The sequence below is a fragment of the Microbacterium sp. Z12_35 genome, from assembly GCF_058310475.1.
On sequence record NZ_JBZEGJ010000001.1, the window covers coordinates 510623 to 532212 of the forward strand.

Genomic DNA, 21590 nt, shown 5'->3' on the forward strand with positions numbered 1-21590 from the left:
GTCGCGTGGACGGGGCCGTGGCGTGGATGGGTGCGGGGTCAGCGCTTGCGGAGCCGCTTCTGCAGCAACTTCTGCTCCTTGCCCGAGATCGGGGAGTCGGAGGGGACGATGCCGCCTCGCCCCGCCCGGCGGGTGTCCACGACGGAACCGATGGCCAGAGCGAGCGAAATACCCCAGCTCAGCAGCGCCAGAGCGGTGCGCCATGTGAAGGGCTCGTTGCTGCGGAGGCTCCGCAGCAACGTCAGACCGCCGGTGATCGCCGTCACGAGTCCACTGCCGAAGAGGTACTTGCGCATGCGTCAACGCTAGCGGTGCGCACAGGGTAGCGCGGGAAGGGTTGACACGGGTCGCCCCCGGGCGCCCAGAAGGAGCGCTGTTAGCCTGGGGGGAACCGCACCGAGGAGCCCCGTGTGACCCAGGCAGAGTTCGTCGTCGTCGCCAACCGACTTCCCGTCGACCGCATCGCGGACGCGGAGGTGGACGATGACACCGCATGGCGTCGCTCACCCGGCGGTCTGGTCACCGCGTTGGAACCGGTCATGCGCAAGGCCGCGGGAGCGTGGGTCGGCTGGGCCGGACAGCCCGACCTCGACTTGGATGCGTTCGACTTCGACGGCGTTCACCTCGTGCCGGTGACTCTCTCGGCCGACGATGTCGAGAACTACTACGAGGGTTTTTCGAACGACACCATCTGGCCGCTGTACCACGACGTCATCTCGCCGCCCCGCTTCAAACGGCAGTGGTGGGAGGCGTACGTCAAGGTCAACCAGCGCTTCGCCGATGCGGCTGTCGCCGTCGCGGCGGAGAACGCGATCGTGTGGGTACAGGACTATCAGCTGCAGTTGGTCCCGCGGATGCTGCGCGATGCCCGACCGGATCTCACCATCGGGTACTTCCACCACATCCCGTTTCCCGCGTACGGTCTGTACTCCCAGCTGCCCTGGCGGCGCCAGGTCCTCGAGGGTCTCCTCGGGGCCGACGTGATCGGGTTCCAGCGCGTGGCTGACGCCGGAAACTTCGCTCGCGCGGTGCGGCGGCAGCTGCGCTATGAGACGAAGGCATCCGGGATCTCGGTACCCGACAGCACGGGCGGAACCCGCACGGCGCTGGCCAAGGCGTTTCCGATCTCCATCGACGCCGACTCCTACATCGAACTCGCGCATCGCCCCGACATCCGGGCGCGCGCGGCGGAGATCCGCGAAAGTCTGGGCAACCCGAAGAAGATCCTTCTCGGGGTCGACCGCTTGGACTACACCAAGGGCATCCGCCACCGCCTGAAAGCGTTCGGCGAGCTGCTCGACGACGGCCAGCTGAGCGTGGATGACGTCACGCTCGTGCAGGTGGCGAGCCCGAGTCGCGAGCGGGTGGAGGCGTACGTCCAGTTGCGTGACGAGATCGAGCTCACGGTGGGCCGGATCAACGGCGACTACGACACGATGGGCCATACGGCGATCCGCTACCTTCATCAGGCATATCCCCGCGAGGAGATGGTGGCGCTCTTCCTCGCCGCCGACGTGATGCTGGTCACCGCCCTCCGCGACGGGATGAACCTCGTCGCCAAGGAGTACGTGGCCAGCCGGGTGGACAACCGCGGAGTCCTGCTCCTCAGCGAGTTCGCCGGCGCCGCCGACGAACTCGGAAGCGCCATCCTCATCAATCCGCACGACATCGACGGACTGAAGGAGTCGATCATGCGCGCGATAAAGATGCCCGGGGCGGAACAAGGGCGGCGGATGCGGGCGCTCCGCCGCCGCGTGCGCGAGCACGATGTCGAGGACTGGTCGCAGGACTTCCTCGACGCCCTCTCCGCGTTCCACGACCGTCCCTCGGCGGTCACGTCGTGACCACCACGGTGGCCGAGGACGTCCTGGCACCCCTGGCCGACACCCCACGCCTGCTGCTCGCCCTCGACTTCGACGGCACGCTGTCGCCGCTGCAGAACGAACCGATGGACGCGCGGATGCTTCCCGCCGCCGCGCAGGCGGTCGAGAAGCTCGCCGCCCTGCCCGACACCGTCGTGGCGCTGGTGTCGGGTCGGAGCCTCAGCGATCTCCGCATCATCGCCGAGCACGATGACACTTCCCCGCTGTGGCTCGCAGGCTCCCACGGCGCCGAATACTGGGAGCCGGGCATCGGCGCGGTCGAACCCGACGAAGCGCCGGCGGACTTCGCTCTGCGCAATCGTGTGCGCCTGGCCGCCGAGGAAGCCACGCGGGCCATGGAGGGCGTGCGGATCGAGCCGAAGACGTTCGGCATCGCGGTGCATACCCGCGTCGCAGACGCGGCCACCGCGGCGCGGGCGAACGCCGTCGTCGACGAGCTCATGCACGCCCAAGCGCCGACGTGGCGCCGGCGCACCGGGCACAACATCGTCGAGTACGCCTTCCGCCATGAGGGCAAGGACACCGCCGTGCAAAACCTCCGGGAGCGGACGAACGCCACGGCCGTGCTGTTCGCGGGCGATGACGTGACCGACGAGGATGCGCTGCGCTCACTCGGCGCCGGCGATCTCGGGGTTCGAGTCGGGGCGGGGGACACCGCCGCGACCGTGACGGTGGCCGACATCCCGGCGTTCGCCGATCTTCTCGGGCTGCTCGCGGAGATGCGAGCCGCGCGGCGGCAATAGACTTCGAGAATGCCTGACAGCACCATCGACATCAAGCCGCGCAGCCGCGTCGTGACCCATGGCATCGAAGCCACGACCTCCCGCGGGATGCTCCGCGGCGTGGGTATGGGCGACGAGGACTGGGACAAGCCCCAGATCGGCATCGCGTCCAGCTGGAACGAGATCACCCCCTGCAACCTGAGCCTCGACCGGCTCGCGCAGGGCGCCAAGGAAGGCGTGCACTCCGGCGGGGGATACCCGCTGCAGTTCGGCACGATCTCCGTCTCGGACGGGATCTCGATGGGGCACGAGGGGATGCACTTCTCGCTCGTGTCCCGGGAGGTCATCGCCGACTCCGTCGAGACCGTCATGATGGCCGAGCGCCTCGACGGATCCGTGCTGCTCGCAGGGTGCGACAAGTCCATTCCCGGGATGCTGATGGCAAGCGCCCGCCTCGACCTGTCGAGCGTGTTCCTGTACGCGGGCTCGATTGCCCCCGGCTGGGTGAAGCTCTCGGACGGCACCGAGAAGGAGATCACGATCATCGATTCCTTCGAGGGCGTCGGTGCGTGCCTCGCGGGGCGGATGAGCGAGGCCGATCTCAAGCGCATCGAGTGCTCCTTCGCGCCCGGCGAGGGCGCCTGCGGTGGCATGTACACCGCCAACACCATGGCTTCCGTCGCCGAGGCGCTGGGGCTCAGCCTCCCCGGTTCCGCCGCGCCGCCCTCGGCCGACCGTCGTCGCGACTACTTCGCCCACCGGTCGGGTGAGGCCGTCGTCAACCTCCTCCGCCTGGGAATCACGACCCGCGACATCCTCACGAAGGAGGCGTTCGAGAACGCGATCGCCTTGGCGATGGCGCTCGGCGGCTCCACCAACGTCGTCCTCCATCTCCTCGCCATCGCGAGCGAGGCGGAGGTCGAGCTGAACCTGCACGACTTCAACCGCATCGGCGACAAGGTGCCGCACGTGGCCGACATGAAGCCGTTCGGCCAGTACGTCATGAACGATGTCGATCGGCACGGCGGCATCCCGGTGATCATGAAGGCGATGCTGGACGAAGGCCTCCTTCACGGCGACGCCCTGACCGTCACCGGCAAGACGCTGGCCGAGAACCTCCGCGACCTCGACCCCGACCCGGTCGACGGCACGGTCATCCACACCTTCGACAACCCCATCCACGCAACCGGCGGCATCACCGTCCTGCACGGGTCCTTCGCCCCCGAGGGAGCGGTCGTGAAGACCGCGGGCTTCGACGCCGCAGTGTTCGAAGGACCCGCGCGCGTGTTCGAGCGCGAGCGCGCAGCGATGGACGCCCTCGAAGCGGGAGAGATCGCCGCGGGGGACGTCGTGGTCATCCGGTACGAGGGCCCCAAGGGCGGGCCGGGCATGCGCGAGATGCTCGCCATCACCGCTGCCATCAAGGGCGCAGGCCTCGGAAAAGATGTACTACTGTTGACGGACGGACGATTCTCGGGCGGCACAACCGGCCTGTGCATCGGCCACATAGCACCCGAAGCGGTGGACGCTGGTCCCATCGCCTTCGTGCGCGATGGTGATCTGATACGGGTCGATATCGCGGCTCGCACTCTCGACCTACTCGTCGACGAGGCCGAGCTCAGTTCCCGCCGCTCTGGCTGGGAGCCGCTTCCCCCGCGCTATACCCGTGGCGTCCTGGCCAAGTACTCCAAGCTCGTGCACTCCGCCGCGGAGGGCGCGGTCACGGGGTAACCCGGCCCACCCGTCATCCCTTCTCTGTTCTGAGGATTTCACCATGCCCGCCGAATCCGCCCCGGCCGTTCCCCGGCCACCCGCTCGCGCCGCGGCCGCTCCCGTGCTCACCGGCGCGCAGGCGGTCGTCCGCTCGCTCGAACTGCTCGGCGTCACCGACGTGTTCGGTCTGCCCGGCGGCGCGATCCTGCCCGTCTACGACCCGCTCATGGACACCTCCGAGATCCGCCACATCCTCGTGCGCCATGAGCAGGGCGCCGGCCACGCCGCCGAAGGGTATGCATCGGCGTCCGGACGCACCGGCGTGGCGATCGCCACATCCGGGCCCGGCGCGACGAACCTCGTGACGGCGATCGCCGACGCGTACATGGACTCCGTGCCGATCGTCTGCATCACCGGGCAGGTCTTCTCGACCCTCATGGGCACGGACGCCTTCCAGGAGGCCGACATCGTGGGGATCACGATGCCGATCACGAAGCACTCGATCCTGGTGAAGCGCCCCGAGGAGATTCCCGGCGCCATGGCCGCCGCGTTCGAGATCGCCGGTACCGGCCGCCCCGGTCCGGTGCTGGTGGACATCACCAAAGACGCCCAGCAGGCCGAGGCGCCGTTCGTGTGGCCGCCGAAGATCGACCTGCCCGGTTACCGACCGGTGACGAAGGCCCACGGCAAGCAGATTCAGGCGGCGGCGCAGCTGCTGGCCGGGGCGAAGAAGCCGGTGCTCTACGTCGGCGGCGGCGTCATCCGTTCCCGCGCCTCGAAGGAGCTGCTGGCGTTCGCGGAGACCACGGGCACCCCCGTCGTGACGACTCTGATGGCGCGAGGGGCGTTCCCCGACTCGCATGCCCAGCACTTGGGCATGCCCGGCATGCACGGCACCGTTCCCGCGGTGCTCGCCCTCCAGGAGTCCGACCTGCTCATCTCGCTCGGCGCGCGGTTCGATGACCGGGTGACCGGCAAGGCCGCACTGTTCGCCCCGCATGCGCAGGTCGTGCACGTCGACATCGACCCCGCCGAGATCTCCAAGATCCGGACGGCCGATGTCCCGATCGTCGGCGACCTGCGCGAGGTGCTGGTCGACCTGGATGCCGCCTACCGCGAGGCTCTCGGCACCGCGACGCCCGACACCGAGGAGTGGTGGGCCTACCTCGACGGTCTGCGGGCGGAATTCCCGCTCGGCTACACGCAGCCCACCGACGGACTGATGTCGCCGCAATACGTGATCCAGCGCATCGGAGAGCTCACCGGTCCTGAAGCCGTGTACGCCGCGGGCGTGGGGCAGCACCAGATGTGGTCGGCGCAGTTCATCAAGTACGAGCGGCCCAACTCGTGGCTGAACTCCGGCGGTGCCGGCACGATGGGCTACGCGGTTCCGGCGGCGATGGGGGCCAAGGTCGCCGAGCCGGACCGGGTGGTGTGGGCGATCGACGGTGACGGATGCTTCCAGATGACCAACCAGGAGCTCGCCACCTGCGTCATCAACAACATCCCCATCAAGGTCGCGATCATCAACAACTCGTCCCTGGGCATGGTCCGCCAGTGGCAGACGCTGTTCTACGACGGCCGGTATTCGCACACCGACCTCAACACCGGCCACAACAGCATCCGCATCCCCGACTTCGTCAAGCTCGCCGAGGCGTACGGCTGCCTCGCGCTGCGCGTGGAGAAGGAGGAGGACGTGGACGCCGCCATCCGCACGGCCCTCGAGACCAATGACCGCCCCGTCGTGATCGACTTCGTCGTGAGCGCTGACGCCATGGTGTGGCCGATGGTGCCGCAAGGCGTGAGCAACAACTACGTCCAGTACGCGCGCGACCACTCGCCCGCCTTCGGCCAGGAGGACTGACACGATGCCCAGTCATGTGCTGAGCCTCCTCGTGGAGGACAAACCCGGTCTGCTCACCCGCGTGGCGGGGCTGTTCGCCCGCCGGGGCTTCAACATCACCTCTCTCGCGGTGGGCGTCACCGAGGTTCCCGGGCTCTCCCGCATCACGGTGGCCGTCGACGTGGAAGATCTTCCGCTGGAGCAGGTGACGAAGCAGCTGAACAAGCTGATCAACGTCATCAAGATCGTTGAGCTCGATCCCGCGTCATCCGTGCAGCGCGAGCACATGCTCGTGAAGGTGCGGGCCGACAACGCCTCGCGCTCCCACGTCCTGGAGGTCGTGAACCTCTTCCGCGCGTCTGTGGTCGACTACGCGCCCGACGCCCTCGTGGTCGAGATCACCGGCGACCACGGCAAGGTCGAGGCTTTCCTCCGGGCGGTCGAGCCGTTCGGTATCAAGGAGATCGCCCAGTCCGGACTCGTGGCGATCGGGCGCGGCGGCAAGAGCATCACCGAGCGCGTTCTGCGCAACTGACCACCGATTCCACCCCTCATGAAGGAGAACAACCCCATGGCAGAGATCTTCTACGACGACAACGCCGACCTCTCGATCATTCAGGGCAAGAAGGTCGCCATCGTGGGCTACGGCTCGCAGGGCCACGCTCACGCGCAGAACCTTCGCGACTCCGGCGTCGAGGTCGCGATCGCGCTGAAGGACGGCTCGAAGTCGGCGGCGAAGGCGCAGGAGGACGGGTTCGAGGTCCTCTCCGTCGCCGACGCGACGACGTGGGCCGACCTCATCATGATCCTCGCGCCCGACCAGCACCAGCGCGGCATCTACAACGAGAGCATCCGCGACAACCTGACCCCCGGCAAGACCCTCGCCTTCGCGCACGGGTTCAACATCCGCTTCGGGTACATCGACGCACCCGAGGGTGTGGACGTCATCCTCGTCGCCCCGAAGGCTCCCGGTCACACCGTGCGACGTGAATTCGTCGCCGGTCGCGGCATCCCCGACATCATCGCGGTCGAGCGCGACGCGTCGGGTACCGCCTGGGACACCGCCCTGTCGTACGCGAAGGCCATCGGCGGCACGCGTGCGGGCGTCATCAAGACGACCTTCACCGAAGAGACCGAGACCGACCTGTTCGGCGAGCAGGCGGTTCTCTGCGGCGGCGTCAGCCACCTCGTGCAGGCCGGGTTCGAGACCCTCACCGAGGCCGGCTACCAGCCGGAGATCGCGTACTTCGAGGTGCTGCACGAGCTGAAGCTCATCGTCGACCTCATGTGGGAGGGCGGCATCGCCAAGCAGCGGTGGTCGATCTCCGACACCGCGGAGTACGGCGACTACGTCTCCGGCCCGCGCGTCATCTCGCCGGCGGTGAAGGAGAGCATGCAGGGCATCCTCGCCGACATCCAGTCCGGCGCCTTCGCGAAGCGCTTCATCGCCGACCAGGATGCGGGCGCGCCCGAGTTCCTCGCTCTGCGCGAGAAGGAGCAGAACCACCCGATCGAGGCCACCGGCAAGGAGCTGCGGTCGTTGTTCGCGTGGAAGCAGACCGATTCGGATTACGTGGAGGGCTCGGCCGCGCGCTGACCTTTCTTTCCTTGGATGCCCCGGACCCGTCGAGGTCCGGGGCATCCGGCGTTCGTGCCTGGGTATCGTGAGTTCATGCAGGCAGACCCGGATGTGCCCACCTCGCTCGCGTTGGATGCGTGGCTGGCCCGTCTGGCCGAACCGACCGGCGCCCCCGGCGGCGGGTCGGCCGCGGGAGTGATGATGGCGATCGCCGCCGCCCTCCTGCACATGGTGTGCGGCTACACGCCGGACGAGCCCGTCGCTGCGCGGGCGGGCGAACGCGTGCGGGTGCTGCGGGAGGAGTCTCTCGACGCCGCCCACGAGGATGGGGTCCGCTCCGTCGCCCTCGGCGCAGCGCTGGCCGCGAAGGGACCCGGCCGCGAGGGCAACCTGCACCGGGAGGCGGTCGCCGCCGCAGCATCCTCGGCTCGGCTCGCCGAACTCGGCATCGCCCTCGCGGAGCAGTTGCGTGTGATCGCCGAGGTGGGGAACCCGCACCTCGTGGCCGACACCGGTGTGGCGGGGGAGGCCCTGCGCGCGGGGCTCGGTGCCGCCCTCATCAACCTGCGCTCCAACGTCCGCTTGGCTGAGGCGCATGCCGGCGACGCGGGGGATCCGCACGACGCCGCGCCCCTCGCGGCGACAGCAGACCGTGCCGCGCGGACGCGCTCCGAGATCGACGGGCTGCTGGCGTCGCTGCCGGTCGGCTGAGCCACGGCCACGGCGACGGGACATCCCGGCATCGAACAGGGATCGACCCGGACGCCCGTCGAGCGGGGCCCTGTCGGCAGAGGGAGGCGCCGCGGATACTCTGGGGGAATGAGCACCGGACGCGACGACGACGCCCTGAACTGGAACGGCGACGACGATCCGACGCTCGACGCGCGTGCGAATTCCACCCCTCCCCGCGCGCCGAAACGGAACGGGCGCGACCTGCCGCCGGGGTACACCGCCGTGGGGCGGGGGAGCGGTCGTAGGCGCACGGATCACGCGCCGGACCCCGAGACGGAACCGACCGCGCTCAGCAACGCTGCCCTCATCGGCATCGGGGCGGTCGGGGCGGCGTTCGTCCTCTTCGCCGTGGGCTGGCTCTTCGTCAGCTTCCGGCTGCAGGCCGTGGAAGGGCTGCCGGTGCCGGCCGTCGCGCTCGTCACGATCAGCCTCGCCGCTGCGGCGGCGCCGCTGATCTGGTTCGCCGCGGCCTACCTCCTGACGCGTCGCTCGAAGACCTGGGTGCGATTCGCCTGGCTCCTGGCCGGCGTGGTGCTGCTCGTGCCGTGGCCGTTCCTCGCGACGGGAGGACTCGGATGACCGCGGACATCGCCGGTCCGCGCGCGGCGCGGCTTCCGTGGAAGACGGTCGCGATCGCCGCCGTCTTCGGACTCTTCTACGCCTACCTCGTGTGGAGCGCCGTCGACGTGCTGGTGCGACAGGCGACGGGGCCGTTGGGGTTGAACGGATGGGGGTGGTTCGTCCACATCCTGCCGATCGTCTTCCCGATGATCGCGTTCGCGGTCGCCCTGGCCCTGGGCTGGCGTCGCCGATCGTGGGAGTTCGCGCTCGTGCTGTTCGCGGGGCTCGCGCTCTCGGCCGCGTTCTGGGTCAACATCCTCGCCTACGCCGTCACATCCTTCGCCCTCTACGGCGGCTGATGCCGCGGTCCGTCACACGGTCAGAGCGCTCCCGGCGCCCGCGCTAGGCTGGCGGAGGCCTCGCCACGCCTCCCGAGGCCCGAAGGTTCGGCGGCGCGGCTCTCCTGCCCGCGCGCCCGAAGGAATTGCCTGTGACGAAGCCCGTCGTCCTCATCGCCGAAGAACTCTCACCCGCGACGATCCACGCCCTCGGTCCCGACTTCGACGTACGTTCCGTCGACGGCACCGACCGTGCCGCGCTTCTGGCGGCCCTGTCCGACGCCAACGCCATCCTCGTCCGCTCCGCGACGAAGGTGGATGCTGAGGCGATCGCCGCGGCGCCCGTTCTGAAGGTCGTCGCCCGCGCCGGGGTGGGCCTCGACAACGTCGACATCAAGGCGGCCACATCCGCCGGCGTGATGGTGGTCAACGCGCCGACGTCGAACATCGTCTCCGCGGCCGAACTCACCGTCGGTCACATCCTCAGCCTTGCCCGTCGCATCCCGGCCGCCCACGCGTCGCTCGCGGAGGGGCAGTGGAAGCGCAGCGCGTTCACCGGCACCGAGCTGTTCGAGAAGACCGTCGGCATCGTCGGGCTGGGTCGCATCGGGGCGCTCATCGCCGCGCGCCTCCAGGCGTTCGACATGCGCGTGATCGCCTATGACCCGTACGTCACGAGTGCGCGCGCGCAGCAGCTGGGCGTGCAGCTGGTGACCCTGGAGGAACTGCTCGAGCAGGCCGACTTCCTCACCATCCACATGCCTAAGACGCCCGAGACCACCGGCATGATCGGCATCGATCAGCTGCGCCGCATGAAGCGCACCGCCTACGTCGTGAACGTGGCGCGCGGCGGGTTGATCGATGAGGACGCGCTCTACAAGGCGCTCACCACGAACGAGATCGCCGGAGCGGGCCTGGACGTCTTCACGACCGAACCTCCCGCCGAAGACGGCCCCGCCCGTCGCCTGCTCGATCTCCCGAACGTCGTCGTCACGCCGCACCTGGGCGCGAGCACCGAGGAGGCCCAGGAGAAGGCCGGCGTGTCCGTCGCACGCTCGGTGCGTCTGGCCCTCGGCGGTGAGCTCGTCCCCGACGCCGTCAACGTCGCCGGCGGCGTCATCGACCCGTATGTGCGCCCCGGCATCCCGCTCGTGGAGAAGCTCGGACAGATCTTCGCCTCCCTCGCGCACAGCCCGCTCACGAGCCTCGACGTCGAGGTGCACGGAGACCTCAGCCAGTACGACGTGAGCGTCCTCAAGCTCGCCGCGCTGAAGGGCGTGTTCACCAACATCGTCAGCGAGACCGTGTCGTACGTGAACGCCCCGCTCCTGGCCGAGCAGCGCGGAGTGGATGTGCGGTTGCTGGTGGACGACGTCAGCGACGAATACCGCAACGTCATCACACTGCGCGGTGCGCTGGCCGACGGTTCGCAGCTGTCGGTATCGGGCACGCTGACCGGCACGAAGCAGATCGAGAAGCTCGTCGGGATCAACGAGTACGCGGTCGAGCTGCCGATCGAGAAGCACCATGTCGTGATGCTCTACACCGACCGGCCCGGAATCGTGGCGGTCTACGGCCAGCGCTTCGGCGAGGCAGGAATCAACATCGCCGGAATGCAGATCGCCCGTCTTGCGGCCGGCGGCCAGGCGCTGTCGGTGCTCACGGTCGATTCGCCGGTGCCGGACGACCTCCTCGAGCGAGTGCGCGCCGACATCGACGCCGACCTCTTCCGTCAGATCGAGATCACCGAGTCCTGACCGCCGTCATCCGCCGCGGTGCGGGGAGCGCCGCACCGATGCGGGCGGCTGTGTCGCCGGTGGCTTGCTGTGCCACCGGGGGGCGCTGTGTCGCCGGATCAGGTGTTGTCGCGTAGGCAGGACGATTCGGCGGGGATCCTCCTGTGTCCGCGAATACTCCTGATCTCGGGCCCGGTTCGAGGCGTCCGCGGGCGCCGCGCAAGGCCCGATGCCCCGCGGCTTCCGCGGAGCGCGCGGGTTCGCGTCGCACGGGATGCCGGCGGCGCGCTGTGTCGCCGGATCAGGTGTTGTCGCGTAGGCAGGATGATTCGGCGGGGATCGTCCTGTGTCCGCGAAAACTCCTGATCTCGCGGCGAGCCGCACCCGCGGATGCCGCGCCAGGACGGGCGGCGGCCGACGCGTCAGGCGCCGGGGCGCGTCGCGGCGCGGACGAGCGCGACGAGCGCATCGAGCTCGGCGCCCGAGGGGACGGGGCCGGGGACGGAGCCGACGGTGAGGGCGTTGTTGAAGTAGAGCCCGTCGCTCACGAGCATCACGAGCTGAAGTGCTGTCTCGTCGCGCGTATCCGGCCTGATCGCGTCTTCCCACAGGTCGCGAACGCGACGGAGGGCTGCGATCGCGGGAGCACTGCCGTTCTGGGCGAGGCGGGACACCGCGACGATGGCGTTATCCAACGGCGTGCCGGTATGCAGCGACGTACGCATGAAGGCAGCAGCGGCGCCTTCGGGCGACTCCCTGATGCGCGCGATGTCCTCGGCAGCCAGGGTCTCCAGGCGCTCCAGGAGGCCGGCTTCGAGTGCCTCCTTGGAGGCGAAGTGGTAGAGCAGGCCGCCTTTGGACACGCCGGCCGCACGGGCGGTCGCATCGATGGTGGCAGCGCGTTCACCATCCTGGGCGAGGATGCCGGCGAAGGCGTCGAGGACGCGTTCGCGGGCGCGGGGCGGACGGCTCATGAGTGGATGGTATCCAGGGGAGAGGGCGGGGGGCACGTGTTACTATACCGGCTGGACGGTTAAGTAAAGGCACTCATGCTCCAAACGACAAGCACCACCTCGACCCTTCCCGTGATCCGGGCGGATTGGCGCGGATGGGTGGCCCTGGTGGTGCTCATGCTGCCTGTCCTCCTGGTTTCGGTCGACAACACGGTGCTGAGCTTCGCGCTCCCCGCGATCGCCCTCGACCTCGCGCCCACCAGCATCGAACAGCTCTGGATCATCGACGCGTACCCGCTGGTGCTCGCCAGCCTCCTTGTCACGATGGGATCGCTGGGCGACCGGTTCGGCCGCAAGCGGATGCTGCTCCTGGGCGCGACCGGATTCGGCGTCGTCTCGGCGCTGGCGGCGTTCGCCCCGACGGCGGCGCTTCTCATCACCGCGCGGGCACTCCTCGGCGTCTTCGGCGCGATGCTGATGCCCTCGACCCTCTCGCTCCTGCGGACGATCTTCCGCGACCGTGATCAGCGCCGCATCGCCATCGCGATCTGGGCCACCGGCTTCTCGGCGGGATCCGCCCTCGGCCCGATCGTCGGCGGATTCCTGCTGGAGCACTTCTCGTGGGGGTCGGTCTTCCTACTCGCCGTACCCGTGCTGGTCCCGCTGCTGATCCTCGCGCCCCTCCTCGTGCCCGAAAGCCGAGACCCGAGCCCGGGTCGCATCGACGTCCTCAGCATCCTGTTGTCGCTGGCAACCATGGTCCCGATCGTCTACGGCATCAAGGAGCTCGCCGTGCACGGCATCCTCAGCCCTGCGCCATGGATGTTCGCGGTCGGTGCGGTCTTCGGCGTGCTCTTCGTCCGCAGGCAGCTGCGGCTGGACTCGCCCATGCTGGACATGAGCCTCTTCCGCCGCGGCACCTTCTCCGGGGCGATCCTCGTCAATCTGCTCAGCGTTGTGGGGCTCGTCGGCTTCCTGTACTTCGTCGCGCAGCATCTGCAGCTCGTGGTCGGACTCTCGCCGTTGCAGGCGGGACTCGCGCTGCTGCCCGGACTCGCCGCCATGATCGCGTCCGGGCTCCTCGTCGTACCGATCGCCAAACGTTTCCCGCCACAGATCGTGGTGCCCGTTGCCCTGGTCTTCTCCGTCGTCGCCTACCTCGTCGTGGCGTTCGCCACCGGGGATCTACCCGCCCTCATCGGCGCGTTCGTCGCGCTCGGGATCGGTCTCGGCGCGGCCGAGACGGTGTCCAACGAGCTCATCCTCTCGAGTGCACCCTCGGCCAAGGCCGGCGCCGCGAGCGCCGTATCCGAAACGGCCTACGAGCTGGGAGCGGTTCTGGGAACGGCGGTCCTCGGCGGCATCCTCACCGCGATGTACCGTGTGCAGCTCGTCATCCCGGCCGGGGTGCCCGACGCCGCAGCGGATGCGGCGCGCGAGACACTCGCCGGAGCGGTCGCTGCCGCCCAGTCGCTCCCACCGGATGTCGGCGCAGCGCTCCACGAGGCCGCCGCGCACGCGTTCGACTCCGGGGTCGTGGTCACCGCCCTGATCGGCGCGGCGCTCATCGTCCTGGCCGGGGTCATCGCGGCCGCTAGCCTGGGAGGACCCCGCGGCGCGAAGTCCTGACGCGCCCGATCCTCGCTAGGAGTGCCATGTCGCGTGTCGTCAAGCTTGCCGTCATCCCGGGCGACGGCATCGGCCCGGAGGTGGTCGCGGAGGCCGTGAAGGTGCTCGACGCCGCCACGGACGGTCGTGACGTGGCTTTCGAGCGCACGACCTTCTCGCTCGGAGCCGCCCGTTACCTCGACACCGGCGACACCCTCACCGACGACGACCTCGACGCCATCAAGGCGCACGACGCGATCCTCCTCGGGGCTGTGGGCGGGGTCCCGGGCGATCCGCGCCTGAAGGACGCGAACATCGAGCGCGGGATGCTCCTGAAGCTGCGCTTCGAACTCGATCACTACGTGAACCTGCGCCCGTCCAAGCTCTACCCCGGAGCCCCGGGCCCGCTCGCCGATCCGGGCGAAATCGACTTCGTCGTCGTCCGGGAGGGCACCGAGGGCCCGTACGTCGGCAACGGCGGGTCGATCCGCAGGGGCACCCCGCACGAGATCGCCAATGAGACATCCGTCAACACGGCCTTCGGGGTGGAACGCGTCGTGCGATACGCGTTCGAGCTCGCCGGGCGGCGGAGGCACAAGCTCACCCTCGTGCACAAGACCAACGTGCTCGTGCACGCCGGCGGGATCTGGAAGCGGATCGTGGACGCCGTGGCTGCGGAGCATCCCGACGTCGCCGTGGACTACCTGCACGTCGACGCCGCGACGATCTTCCTGGTCACCGACCCGGGCCGTTTCGATGTGATCGTCACCGACAATCTCTTCGGAGACATCCTCACCGACCTGGCCGGCGCCGTCACCGGTGGTATCGGCCTGGCAGCCTCGGGCAACATCAACCCCGACGGCGCCTTCCCCTCGATGTTCGAACCCGTGCACGGATCGGCGCCCGACATCGCTGGACAGCAGAAGGCCGACCCCACCGCCGCCATCCTCTCCGTCGCGCTGCTGCTCGATCACCTCGGGCTGTCCACGGAGGCCGACCGCGTCACCGCTGCGGTCGAGGAGGACATCGCATCCCGGGGCGGCTCCGCCCGCACCACGTCGGAGATCGGCGACGCCATCGTCGCGCGGCTCCAGGCGTAGTCTGAAGCCCAGCGCGCACCGACGCCCTGCTCCCTAACCCGCCAGGACGAACATGACTCTCATCGACAGCGACCCCGACACCGGACTCGAGCCCCTCGAGTTCGCCGTCACGCGAAACCTTGCCGCGAAGTCCCCGGCCCAGCGCGAGGAGATCCTCGCCAACCCCGGGTTCGGTACGAACTTCACCGACCACATGGTGGACATCTGCTGGTCGGTCCGCGGCGGATGGCACCGGCCGCGGGTCTCGCCGTATGGACCCATCTCCCTCGATCCGGCGGCAGCGGTGCTGCACTACGGCCAGGAGGTCTTCGAGGGGATCAAGGCGTACCGTCACGCCGACGGATCCATCCACACGTTCCGCCCCGACCAGAACGCCCGTCGGATGCAGCGCAGCGCCCGGCGCCTCGCGCTGCCCGAACTCCCCGCCGCGTATTTCCTGCAGTCGCTGCGGGAACTCATCGCCGTGGATGGCGCGTGGGTGCCCTCGGGCGATGACCAGAGCCTCTACCTCCGCCCCTTCATGTTCGCGAAAGAGGCCTTCCTCGGCGTCCGACCCGCGAACAAGGTGGCGTACTACCTGATCGCGAGCCCGGCCGGCGCGTACTTCAAGGGCGGCGTGCAGCCGGTGTCGATCTGGCTGAGCGAGGACTACGCGCGTGCGGGCCGCGGCGGCACGGGCGCCGCCAAGACCGGAGGCAACTACGCCTCCAGCCTGCTTCCGCAGTCGGAGGCCTACGAGCACGAGTGCGACCAGGTCGTCTTCCTCGACGAGAAGCGCAACGTCGAGGAGCTCGGCGGGATGAACGTGATCTTCGTCTTCAAGGACGGAACGATCGTCACGCCCGAGTCGCCCAGCATCCTCGAGGGCATCACCCGTGACTCGCTCCTCCAGCTCGCGAAGGACCGCGGCCACAAGGTGCAGGGTCGCTCGGTCTCCCTGGACGAATGGCGCGAAGGCGTGGCATCCGGGAACATCACCGAGGTCTTCGCCTGCGGAACCGCAGCCGTGGTGACGCCGATCGGCATGCTGAAGGGCCGCGACTTCATCGACGTGCAGCCGACCGGCACGCTCGCACTGGAGCTGCGCCAGGAGCTGACCGACATCCAGTACGGCCGCGCCGAAGACCGGCATCACTGGCTCACGCGCCTCGACGCCTGACCTGACCCGACCCGCGACCCGCGACCCGCGACCCGCGAGACTGCGTCTCCGCCACGGGACCGCGTCCGATGGATGGGGTCTCGTGGCGTGCGTGCAGTCTCGCGGCTCGGGGGAGCGGGACGCGCGGGACGGACGGGCCGGGGGAGGGTGGAAGGGCGGGAGCGGCTGGGTAGGGTGGACGGGTGAAGATCGCGCGGTTCAGCCACCAGGACGCCATCCGCTACGGCATCGTCGACGACGACGACCTGGTCGTCCTCGCGGGCGACCCGATGTTCGCCGGGTTCGAGCCCACCGGGGAGCGCGTGCCCCTGGGAGACGCCGCTCTCCTGGCGCCGGTCATTCCGCGGTCGAAAGTGGTCTGCGTCGGCAAGAACTACGCCGACCATGCCGCCGAGATGGGCGGCGAAGCCCCCGCCGAGCCGCTGCTGTTCCTCAAACCCAACACCGCCGTCATCGGGACCGGCGATGTCATCGTGCGGCCGTCGCAGTCGCAGAACACCCACTTCGAGGGCGAGCTGGCTGCCGTCATCGGCCGTATCGCCAAGAACGTCCCGGCCGAGCGAGCACTCGACTACGTCTTCGGCTACACCGTCGCCAACGACGTGACAGCGCGTGACCTGCAGCGCAGCGACGGCCAGTGGTCGCGCGCCAAAGGCTTCGACACGTTCTGCCCGCTGGGCCCGGTGATCGAGACGGAGTTCGACGCCTCCTCGGCCACCGTGACGACGCGCCTGAACGGTGACGTGAAGCAGCAGGCTCCGCTCACCGACATGATCCACTCGGTCGCCGACATCATCGCCTACGCGTCCGCCGCCTTCACCCTGCTCCCCGGAGACGTCATCCTCACGGGTACGCCCGCCGGCGTCGGCCCGTTCGGTGCCGGCGACACGATCGAGGTCGAGATCTCCGGCATCGGCGTGCTGCGCAATACCGCGCGGGATGCCTGACTCCTCGGTCCCCGCGGACACCGACCTCGCCCGCATCCAGCGCCGTACGATCGCGGTGCTCGCCGCGGCCCAGATCCTCGGCGGCGTGGCGTTCGGAGCCACGCTGTCGCTCGGCGTCCTGCTGGCCGCCGACGTCTCCGGCGACGAATCCCTCGCGGGACTCGCGACCGCCGCGATCACCTTCGGTACCGCGCTCGTCGCGATCCCCCTGGCGGGACTCGCGCGCCGCCGCGGCCGCCGGCTGAGCCTGACGACCGGGATGCTGGTGGCTCTCGCGGGCGTGCTCCTGGTGATCGTCGCCACCGCGGCACGAGCCTTTCCCCTTCTCCTGGTGGCGTTCGCGCTGGTGGGGGGAGGGCAAGCGTCCAATCTCCAGTCGCGATTCGCCGCGACCGACCTCGCGTCGGATGCATCGCGGGGTCGCGCGCTGTCGATGGTCGTCTGGGCCACGACGATCGGCGTCGTCCTCGGCCCGAACCTCGTCGGGCCCGGTGAGGTGCTCGGGGGGCTCCTGGGGATGCCGGAGCTCACCGGTCCTTACGTGTTCACCGTGGTGGGTCAGCTCCTGGCGGTCGTGGTGTACCTCGTCGGTCTCCGCCCCGATCCGCTGCTCCTGGCCCAGCGACTCGCCGTGCGCGCGGCCGAGGGTTCCCCCGCCGCCGCCGTCGCGAACGAGGACCACCCGCGCGCCGCCCGGTACGCGATCTTCGCCGTCGCGGCGGCGCACGCCACGATGGTCTCGGTGATGGCCATGACTCCCGTGCACCTGCTGCACCATGGCGCCACCCTGTCGATCATCGGGCTCACCATCAGCCTCCACGTGGCCGGGATGTACGCGCTTTCCCCGGTGTTCGGTTTCCTGGCTGACCGTGTAGGGCGCGCAGCGACCATCCTCATCGGCCAGGCGCTCCTGGCCGCATCCCTCGTCCTCGCCGCGGCCGCACCGGACAGCATGCCCGCCGTGACGACGGCGCTGGTCGTGCTGGGGCTCGGCTGGAGCGCCACGACCGTTGCCGGGTCTGCGCTTCTGACGGAGGCGTCCGCCGCCTCGTCCCGCGTCCGCCGGCAGGGGCTGAGCGACTTCACGATGAGCATGGTGGGCGCCGCCGGCGCCATCATCGCCGGGGTGGTCCTGACGTGGATCGGCTACGGCGGGCTCGCATTGACCGCGCTCGTCCTGGTCGCCGCCGTGTGCGCGGGGCTGCCGTTCAGCCGTGCAGAGCGCGCATCGACCGCTGGAGATCGCGGACGTAGCGCCCCGGCGTCGTATCCGCCACCGCCCGAAACTCGTTGATGAGGTGCGCCTGATCGGCGTATCCCAGAGCGGCGGCCGTGGCCGCCGCGTCGGCGTCCGGCAGTGACAGCTGACGAACGACCTCCTGAAGCCGGATGCGTCGCGCAACGTCGTTCGGTCCGAGGCCGATCGTGCAGCGCAAAGCGCGTTGCAGGGTGCGCTCGCTCGTCCCGATCTCGGCAGCGATCGATCTGCCCCTCCGAACCCGGGGGCTCGCGGTGAGCGCGTCGAGGGCAACGTTCGCCAGCCGCTGCGCTGCGCTGAGGCTTCGTTCTCGCAACATCCCGAGAATAAGGTCATCCGCCCGCGATGCGCGGTCGGGCACGGAGTGAGCCCGTGAGACCGCGCTCAGGAGGCGGTGGGCCCGGTCGTCCACTTCGGGAGTGATCTCCTGCTCGTGATCCATCGCACGCACGTCGAGATCAGACACCACCGCGAGGCCAGCCGGCCGCAACCGGATCGCGAAGACGGCGCCGCGGCCTCTGATGACCCGCGACCATGCGCCTGGCCGCACCGTGGTACCGACGAAGGGCGCCGGCACATCGCCCTCCTCGATGCTGAGGGTGACCGCCGGGAAGTCCACGATCCGCTGCTCGACCGCGTCTGCGGGGGCGAGCTGCCAGTTGACGGCCCAGTAGGTGTCCACGACGTCGCGGACGGCGGCCGCCGGCTGCACCCATTCGGCCCGGAACCGGGTGAGATTCGACGGCACGAGCACCCCCGACCGTTCGCTGTCGTCTATGCGTCGGGTCCGGGCGTCCATGATCTGGCGCAATTCTCCAAGACAGCGGGGCCGGCTGTCGAGAGCATCAGAGGGTGACGACCAACTACCTCAACACGTTCATCGCGGTCGCCCCCGACTGCCGGGTGTCGAGCGCCGAGATTCCTCCGCTCACGGCGGGCACGCCGACCGTTGCCACGCTGCAGTTCGAGCTCATCGCCGCGCATCCCTACGCGATGACGTCGGACGACATCCTCTTCGCGGTGCATGCCACACGCAAGGGCATCCGCGCCGACGAGCTCGACGCCGAGCGCGAGCGCTTCTGGGCGAGAGAACAGGCGTGCCTGCGCGCCTCGCCGCTCGGAAAGCGGTACGGGTGGGGAACGCACCACGACGCGCACGGGCGGGTGGCGGTGTACGGGGTCGGCACGACCGACTACGAACGGCTCATCGCCCGGCCGGATCTCAGCCAGAAGTCCGCGATGCGTTCGCGGCGGGCCTGAGGGTGACGGGGGAGATCACGTGGTGGGGCGTCGCCGTCGCCGCGATCGTCTACTACGCGCTCGGCGCGCTGTGGTTCACGCCCTTCTTCGGTCGCGCCTGGGACCGGTCCATCGGCTACGACCGCGCGAACGACACCGACCGGTTCCCCCTGGCCTACTACACCGTGCCACTGGCAGGAACCGCCATCAGCACGGGTGCCGTGGCGGCTCTCGCCGCACTGGCCGGAGCCGACGGGGTTCTGATGTCTGCCGCGGTCGGCGCGGGGGTCGGCTTGGCGATCGCGGCGGCGTCCACCACGAATGCCCTGACGCCGCACACACCCCAGCCTTATCGGTTCGCGGCCATCACGGGGGGATACCACCTGGTGGGATGTACGCTCGGAGGGTTCGTCATCGGGCTGTTCTGAGCACGGCCGGCCGCCGCGCCTCCCCCCGGCGCTCAGCGGGAGGCGGTGGATGCGGCGACTAGGATCGGGGGGTGCCTGCCACGCCCCACCCCCGTACCACGACCGCCTCCGGCGGCGACATCCGCGTCCGTTTCTGCCCGTCTCCGACAGGACTGCCGCACGTCGGGCTCATCCGCACGGCCCTGTTCAACTGGGCGTACGCGAGGCACAACGGCGGCAAGCTGATCTTCCGCATCGAGGACACCGACGCCGCCCGGGACAGCGAGGAGAGCTATCTCCAGCTTCTGGACGCTCTCCGCTGGTTGCGCATCGACTGGGACGAGGGCGTCGAGGTCGGCGGCCCCCATGCGCCCTACCGGCAGTCGCAGCGGCACGACATCTACCGCGACGTGCTCGACAAGCTCGTCGCATCCGGCGCCGTGTACGAGAGCTATTCCACCGCCGAAGAGATCGACGCCCGCAACGAGGCGAACGGCCGCGCGAAGCAGCTCGGCTACGACAATCACGACCGGCACCTCACCGACGAGCAGAAGGCCGCCTTCCGCGCCGAGGGCCGCGAGCCGGCGTGGCGACTCCGCGTGCCGGACCACGACCTCACCTACGTCGACCTCATCCGCGGCGAGGTCACCTTTCCCGGCGGGAGCTTCCCCGACTTCGTGGTCGTCCGCGCCGGGGGAGTGCCGCTGTACACGTTCGTGAACCCTGTGGATGACGCGCTCATGGGCATCACGCACGTGATCCGCGGCGAGGACCTCATGCCCTCCACCGCCCGCCAGCTCGCGCTGTACGCGGCGCTGATCGACGCGGGCGTGACCGACTTCGTCCCCCGGTTCGGCCACATGCCGCTGGTCCTGGGGGAGACCGGGAACAAGAAGCTCTCCAAGCGCGACCCGAAGGCGGATCTGTTCCTCCAGCGTGAGAAGGGTTTCGTCCACGAGGGCCTCCTGAATTACCTCGCCCTTCTCGGGTGGTCGATCGGGCCCGATCGCGACGTCTTCTCCCTCGACGAGCTGGTCGCCGCTTTCGACATCGCCGACGTCAACCCGAACCCGGCCCGGTTCGACCAGACGAAGGCGGAGTCCATCAACGGTGACCACATCCGGATGCTGGAGCCCGCTGATTTCGCCGGACGCATCGTTCCCTACCTGGCCTCCGCCGGCCTGGTCGACGCGATCCCCACGCCCGAGCAGACCGCCATCATCACCGCGGCGGCGCCCCTGGTGCAGGAACGCGTTCAGCTGCTCGGGCAGGTTCCGGGGATGCTCGGGTTCCTCTTCGTGGAGGAGGTCGCGTACGAAGACGACGCCCTCAAGTCGCTCCCGGCCAATGCCGGCGAGGTGCTCGTCGCCTCCGTCGGTGCGTTGGAGCTCGTCCCCGAGGCGGAGTTCACCGCGGCAGCCGTGCAGCAGGCGCTGTCCACGGCGTTGGTCGAGGAGCTCGGGCTCAAGCCCCGCGTCGCCTACGGTCCGCCCCGCGTGGCTCTCACCGGCCGCCGTGTGTCGCCGCCGCTGTTCGAGTCCATGGAGCTGCTGGGAAAGGCGGTCAGCATCCGTCGCCTGGGAGCGCTGGTGGAACGCCTCGGGCGGTAGCCGCCGGTTTGGCGAGGGTCCGGCTGTCCTCTAGACTGGATCGTCGGCACGGCTTCGGCTGTGACCCGGTGGGGTATGGTGTAATTGGCAACACGGCGGTTTCTGGTACCGTTGTTCTTGGTTCGAGTCCAGGTACCCCAGCAAGACGAAGCAGCCCGGAAATTCGCAGAAGCGCGGATACCCCCGGGCTTCTAGTTTTCTC

The 21590-nt window shown here is 69.3% G+C and carries 21 protein-coding genes and 1 tRNA gene; 19 read left to right on the forward strand and 3 right to left on the reverse strand.

Annotation, left to right across the window (positions count from 1 at the left end; translation table 11 throughout):
- Positions 1-38: 38 nt before the first annotated feature.
- The gene (locus tag AC4FS1_RS02585; protein WP_491152380.1) at positions 39-296 is read right to left on the reverse strand and encodes a hypothetical protein; all 258 of its coding nucleotides are present in this window, start codon (positions 294-296) and stop codon (positions 39-41) included.
- 114 nt (positions 297-410) lie between these two features.
- Between AC4FS1_RS02585 and AC4FS1_RS02590 the strand changes: the two genes are divergently transcribed.
- From AC4FS1_RS02590 to serA, 10 genes are all read left to right on the forward strand, one after another.
- Complete coding sequence (locus AC4FS1_RS02590; protein ID WP_491152382.1) at positions 411-1844, forward strand: alpha,alpha-trehalose-phosphate synthase (UDP-forming); 1434 nt, start codon at positions 411-413, stop codon at positions 1842-1844.
- Positions 1841-2626 carry a trehalose-phosphatase gene (gene otsB, locus AC4FS1_RS02595; protein ID WP_491152384.1) on the forward strand — a complete coding sequence of 262 codons (786 nt, stop codon included), beginning with the start codon at positions 1841-1843 and terminating at the stop codon, positions 2624-2626. Before AC4FS1_RS02590 ends, otsB begins: the two co-directional genes overlap by 4 nt.
- Before the next feature lie 9 nt (positions 2627-2635).
- Entirely contained in the window at positions 2636-4336 is a 1701-nt protein-coding gene (ilvD, locus tag AC4FS1_RS02600; RefSeq protein WP_491152386.1) for a dihydroxy-acid dehydratase, read from the forward strand.
- A gap of 43 nt (positions 4337-4379) precedes the next feature.
- Positions 4380-6182, forward strand: coding sequence for an acetolactate synthase large subunit (locus AC4FS1_RS02605; RefSeq protein WP_491152388.1), 1803 nt, complete (start codon positions 4380-4382; stop codon positions 6180-6182).
- Positions 6183-6186: 4 nt separating this feature from the next.
- A complete protein-coding gene (ilvN, locus tag AC4FS1_RS02610; RefSeq protein ID WP_491152390.1) occupies positions 6187-6696 on the forward strand; it encodes an acetolactate synthase small subunit in 510 nt (169 codons plus the stop codon).
- A 36-nt stretch (positions 6697-6732) separates the two neighbouring features.
- Positions 6733-7758, forward strand: a complete 1026-nt coding sequence (gene ilvC / locus AC4FS1_RS02615; protein ID WP_491152392.1) for a ketol-acid reductoisomerase — start codon at positions 6733-6735, stop codon at positions 7756-7758.
- Between the two features lie 75 nt (positions 7759-7833).
- Entirely contained in the window at positions 7834-8451 is a 618-nt protein-coding gene (locus AC4FS1_RS02620; RefSeq protein ID WP_491152394.1) for a cyclodeaminase/cyclohydrolase family protein, read from the forward strand.
- 108 nt (positions 8452-8559) lie between these two features.
- Positions 8560-9051, forward strand: coding sequence for a DNA polymerase III subunit gamma/tau (locus AC4FS1_RS02625; RefSeq protein WP_491152395.1), 492 nt, complete (start codon positions 8560-8562; stop codon positions 9049-9051).
- Positions 9048-9392 (forward strand): bacitracin resistance protein, encoded by a 345-nt coding sequence (locus tag AC4FS1_RS02630; protein WP_491152397.1) that lies wholly within the window; start codon positions 9048-9050, stop codon positions 9390-9392. Before AC4FS1_RS02625 ends, AC4FS1_RS02630 begins: the two co-directional genes overlap by 4 nt.
- Positions 9393-9523: 131 nt before the next feature.
- Positions 9524-11128, forward strand: coding sequence for a phosphoglycerate dehydrogenase (gene serA / locus AC4FS1_RS02635; RefSeq protein ID WP_491152399.1), 1605 nt, complete (start codon positions 9524-9526; stop codon positions 11126-11128).
- A 401-nt stretch (positions 11129-11529) separates the two neighbouring features.
- On the opposite strand, the gene AC4FS1_RS02640 is transcribed toward serA, so the two are convergent.
- Positions 11530-12081 (reverse strand): TetR/AcrR family transcriptional regulator, encoded by a 552-nt coding sequence (locus tag AC4FS1_RS02640; protein ID WP_491152401.1) that lies wholly within the window; start codon positions 12079-12081, stop codon positions 11530-11532.
- Positions 12082-12156: 75 nt separating this feature from the next.
- On the opposite strand from AC4FS1_RS02640, the gene AC4FS1_RS02645 reads away from it, so the two are divergent.
- The 5 genes from AC4FS1_RS02645 (at position 12157) to AC4FS1_RS02665 (ending at position 18168) form a co-directional block, all read left to right on the forward strand.
- A complete protein-coding gene (locus AC4FS1_RS02645; RefSeq protein WP_491152403.1) occupies positions 12157-13689 on the forward strand; it encodes an MFS transporter in 1533 nt (510 codons plus the stop codon).
- Positions 13690-13715: 26 nt separating this feature from the next.
- Entirely contained in the window at positions 13716-14768 is a 1053-nt protein-coding gene (locus AC4FS1_RS02650; protein ID WP_491152405.1) for a 3-isopropylmalate dehydrogenase, read from the forward strand.
- Between the two features lie 52 nt (positions 14769-14820).
- A complete protein-coding gene (locus AC4FS1_RS02655) occupies positions 14821-15927 on the forward strand; it encodes a branched-chain amino acid aminotransferase (protein ID WP_491152407.1) in 1107 nt (368 codons plus the stop codon).
- A gap of 182 nt (positions 15928-16109) precedes the next feature.
- The gene (locus AC4FS1_RS02660; protein ID WP_491152409.1) at positions 16110-16874 is read left to right on the forward strand and encodes a fumarylacetoacetate hydrolase family protein; all 765 of its coding nucleotides are present in this window, start codon (positions 16110-16112) and stop codon (positions 16872-16874) included.
- Positions 16867-18168: an MFS transporter gene (locus AC4FS1_RS02665; RefSeq protein ID WP_491152411.1), complete on the forward strand. Its 1302-nt coding sequence runs from the start codon at positions 16867-16869 to the stop codon at positions 18166-18168. Before AC4FS1_RS02660 ends, AC4FS1_RS02665 begins: the two co-directional genes overlap by 8 nt.
- Here AC4FS1_RS02665 and AC4FS1_RS02670 read toward each other — a convergent pair.
- On the reverse strand, positions 18083-18931 hold the full coding sequence (locus AC4FS1_RS02670; RefSeq protein ID WP_491152412.1) for a helix-turn-helix domain-containing protein: 849 nt from the start codon (positions 18929-18931) through the stop codon (positions 18083-18085). The two genes, AC4FS1_RS02665 and AC4FS1_RS02670, sit on opposite strands and share 86 nt — an antisense overlap.
- Positions 18932-18984: 53 nt before the next feature.
- Here AC4FS1_RS02670 and AC4FS1_RS02675 point away from each other — a divergent pair, with 53 nt between their 5' ends.
- From AC4FS1_RS02675 to AC4FS1_RS02690, 4 genes are all read left to right on the forward strand, one after another.
- Entirely contained in the window at positions 18985-19392 is a 408-nt protein-coding gene (locus tag AC4FS1_RS02675; protein WP_491152414.1) for a DUF6157 family protein, read from the forward strand.
- Between the two features lie 2 nt (positions 19393-19394).
- Positions 19395-19799 (forward strand): DUF1761 domain-containing protein, encoded by a 405-nt coding sequence (locus AC4FS1_RS02680; RefSeq protein ID WP_491152415.1) that lies wholly within the window; start codon positions 19395-19397, stop codon positions 19797-19799.
- A gap of 71 nt (positions 19800-19870) precedes the next feature.
- Positions 19871-21388 carry a glutamate--tRNA ligase gene (gene gltX, locus AC4FS1_RS02685; protein WP_491152416.1) on the forward strand — a complete coding sequence of 506 codons (1518 nt, stop codon included), beginning with the start codon at positions 19871-19873 and terminating at the stop codon, positions 21386-21388.
- 69 nt (positions 21389-21457) lie between these two features.
- Positions 21458-21529 (forward strand) — tRNA-Gln (locus AC4FS1_RS02690).
- The last annotated feature ends 61 nt before the right edge of the window (positions 21530-21590 follow it).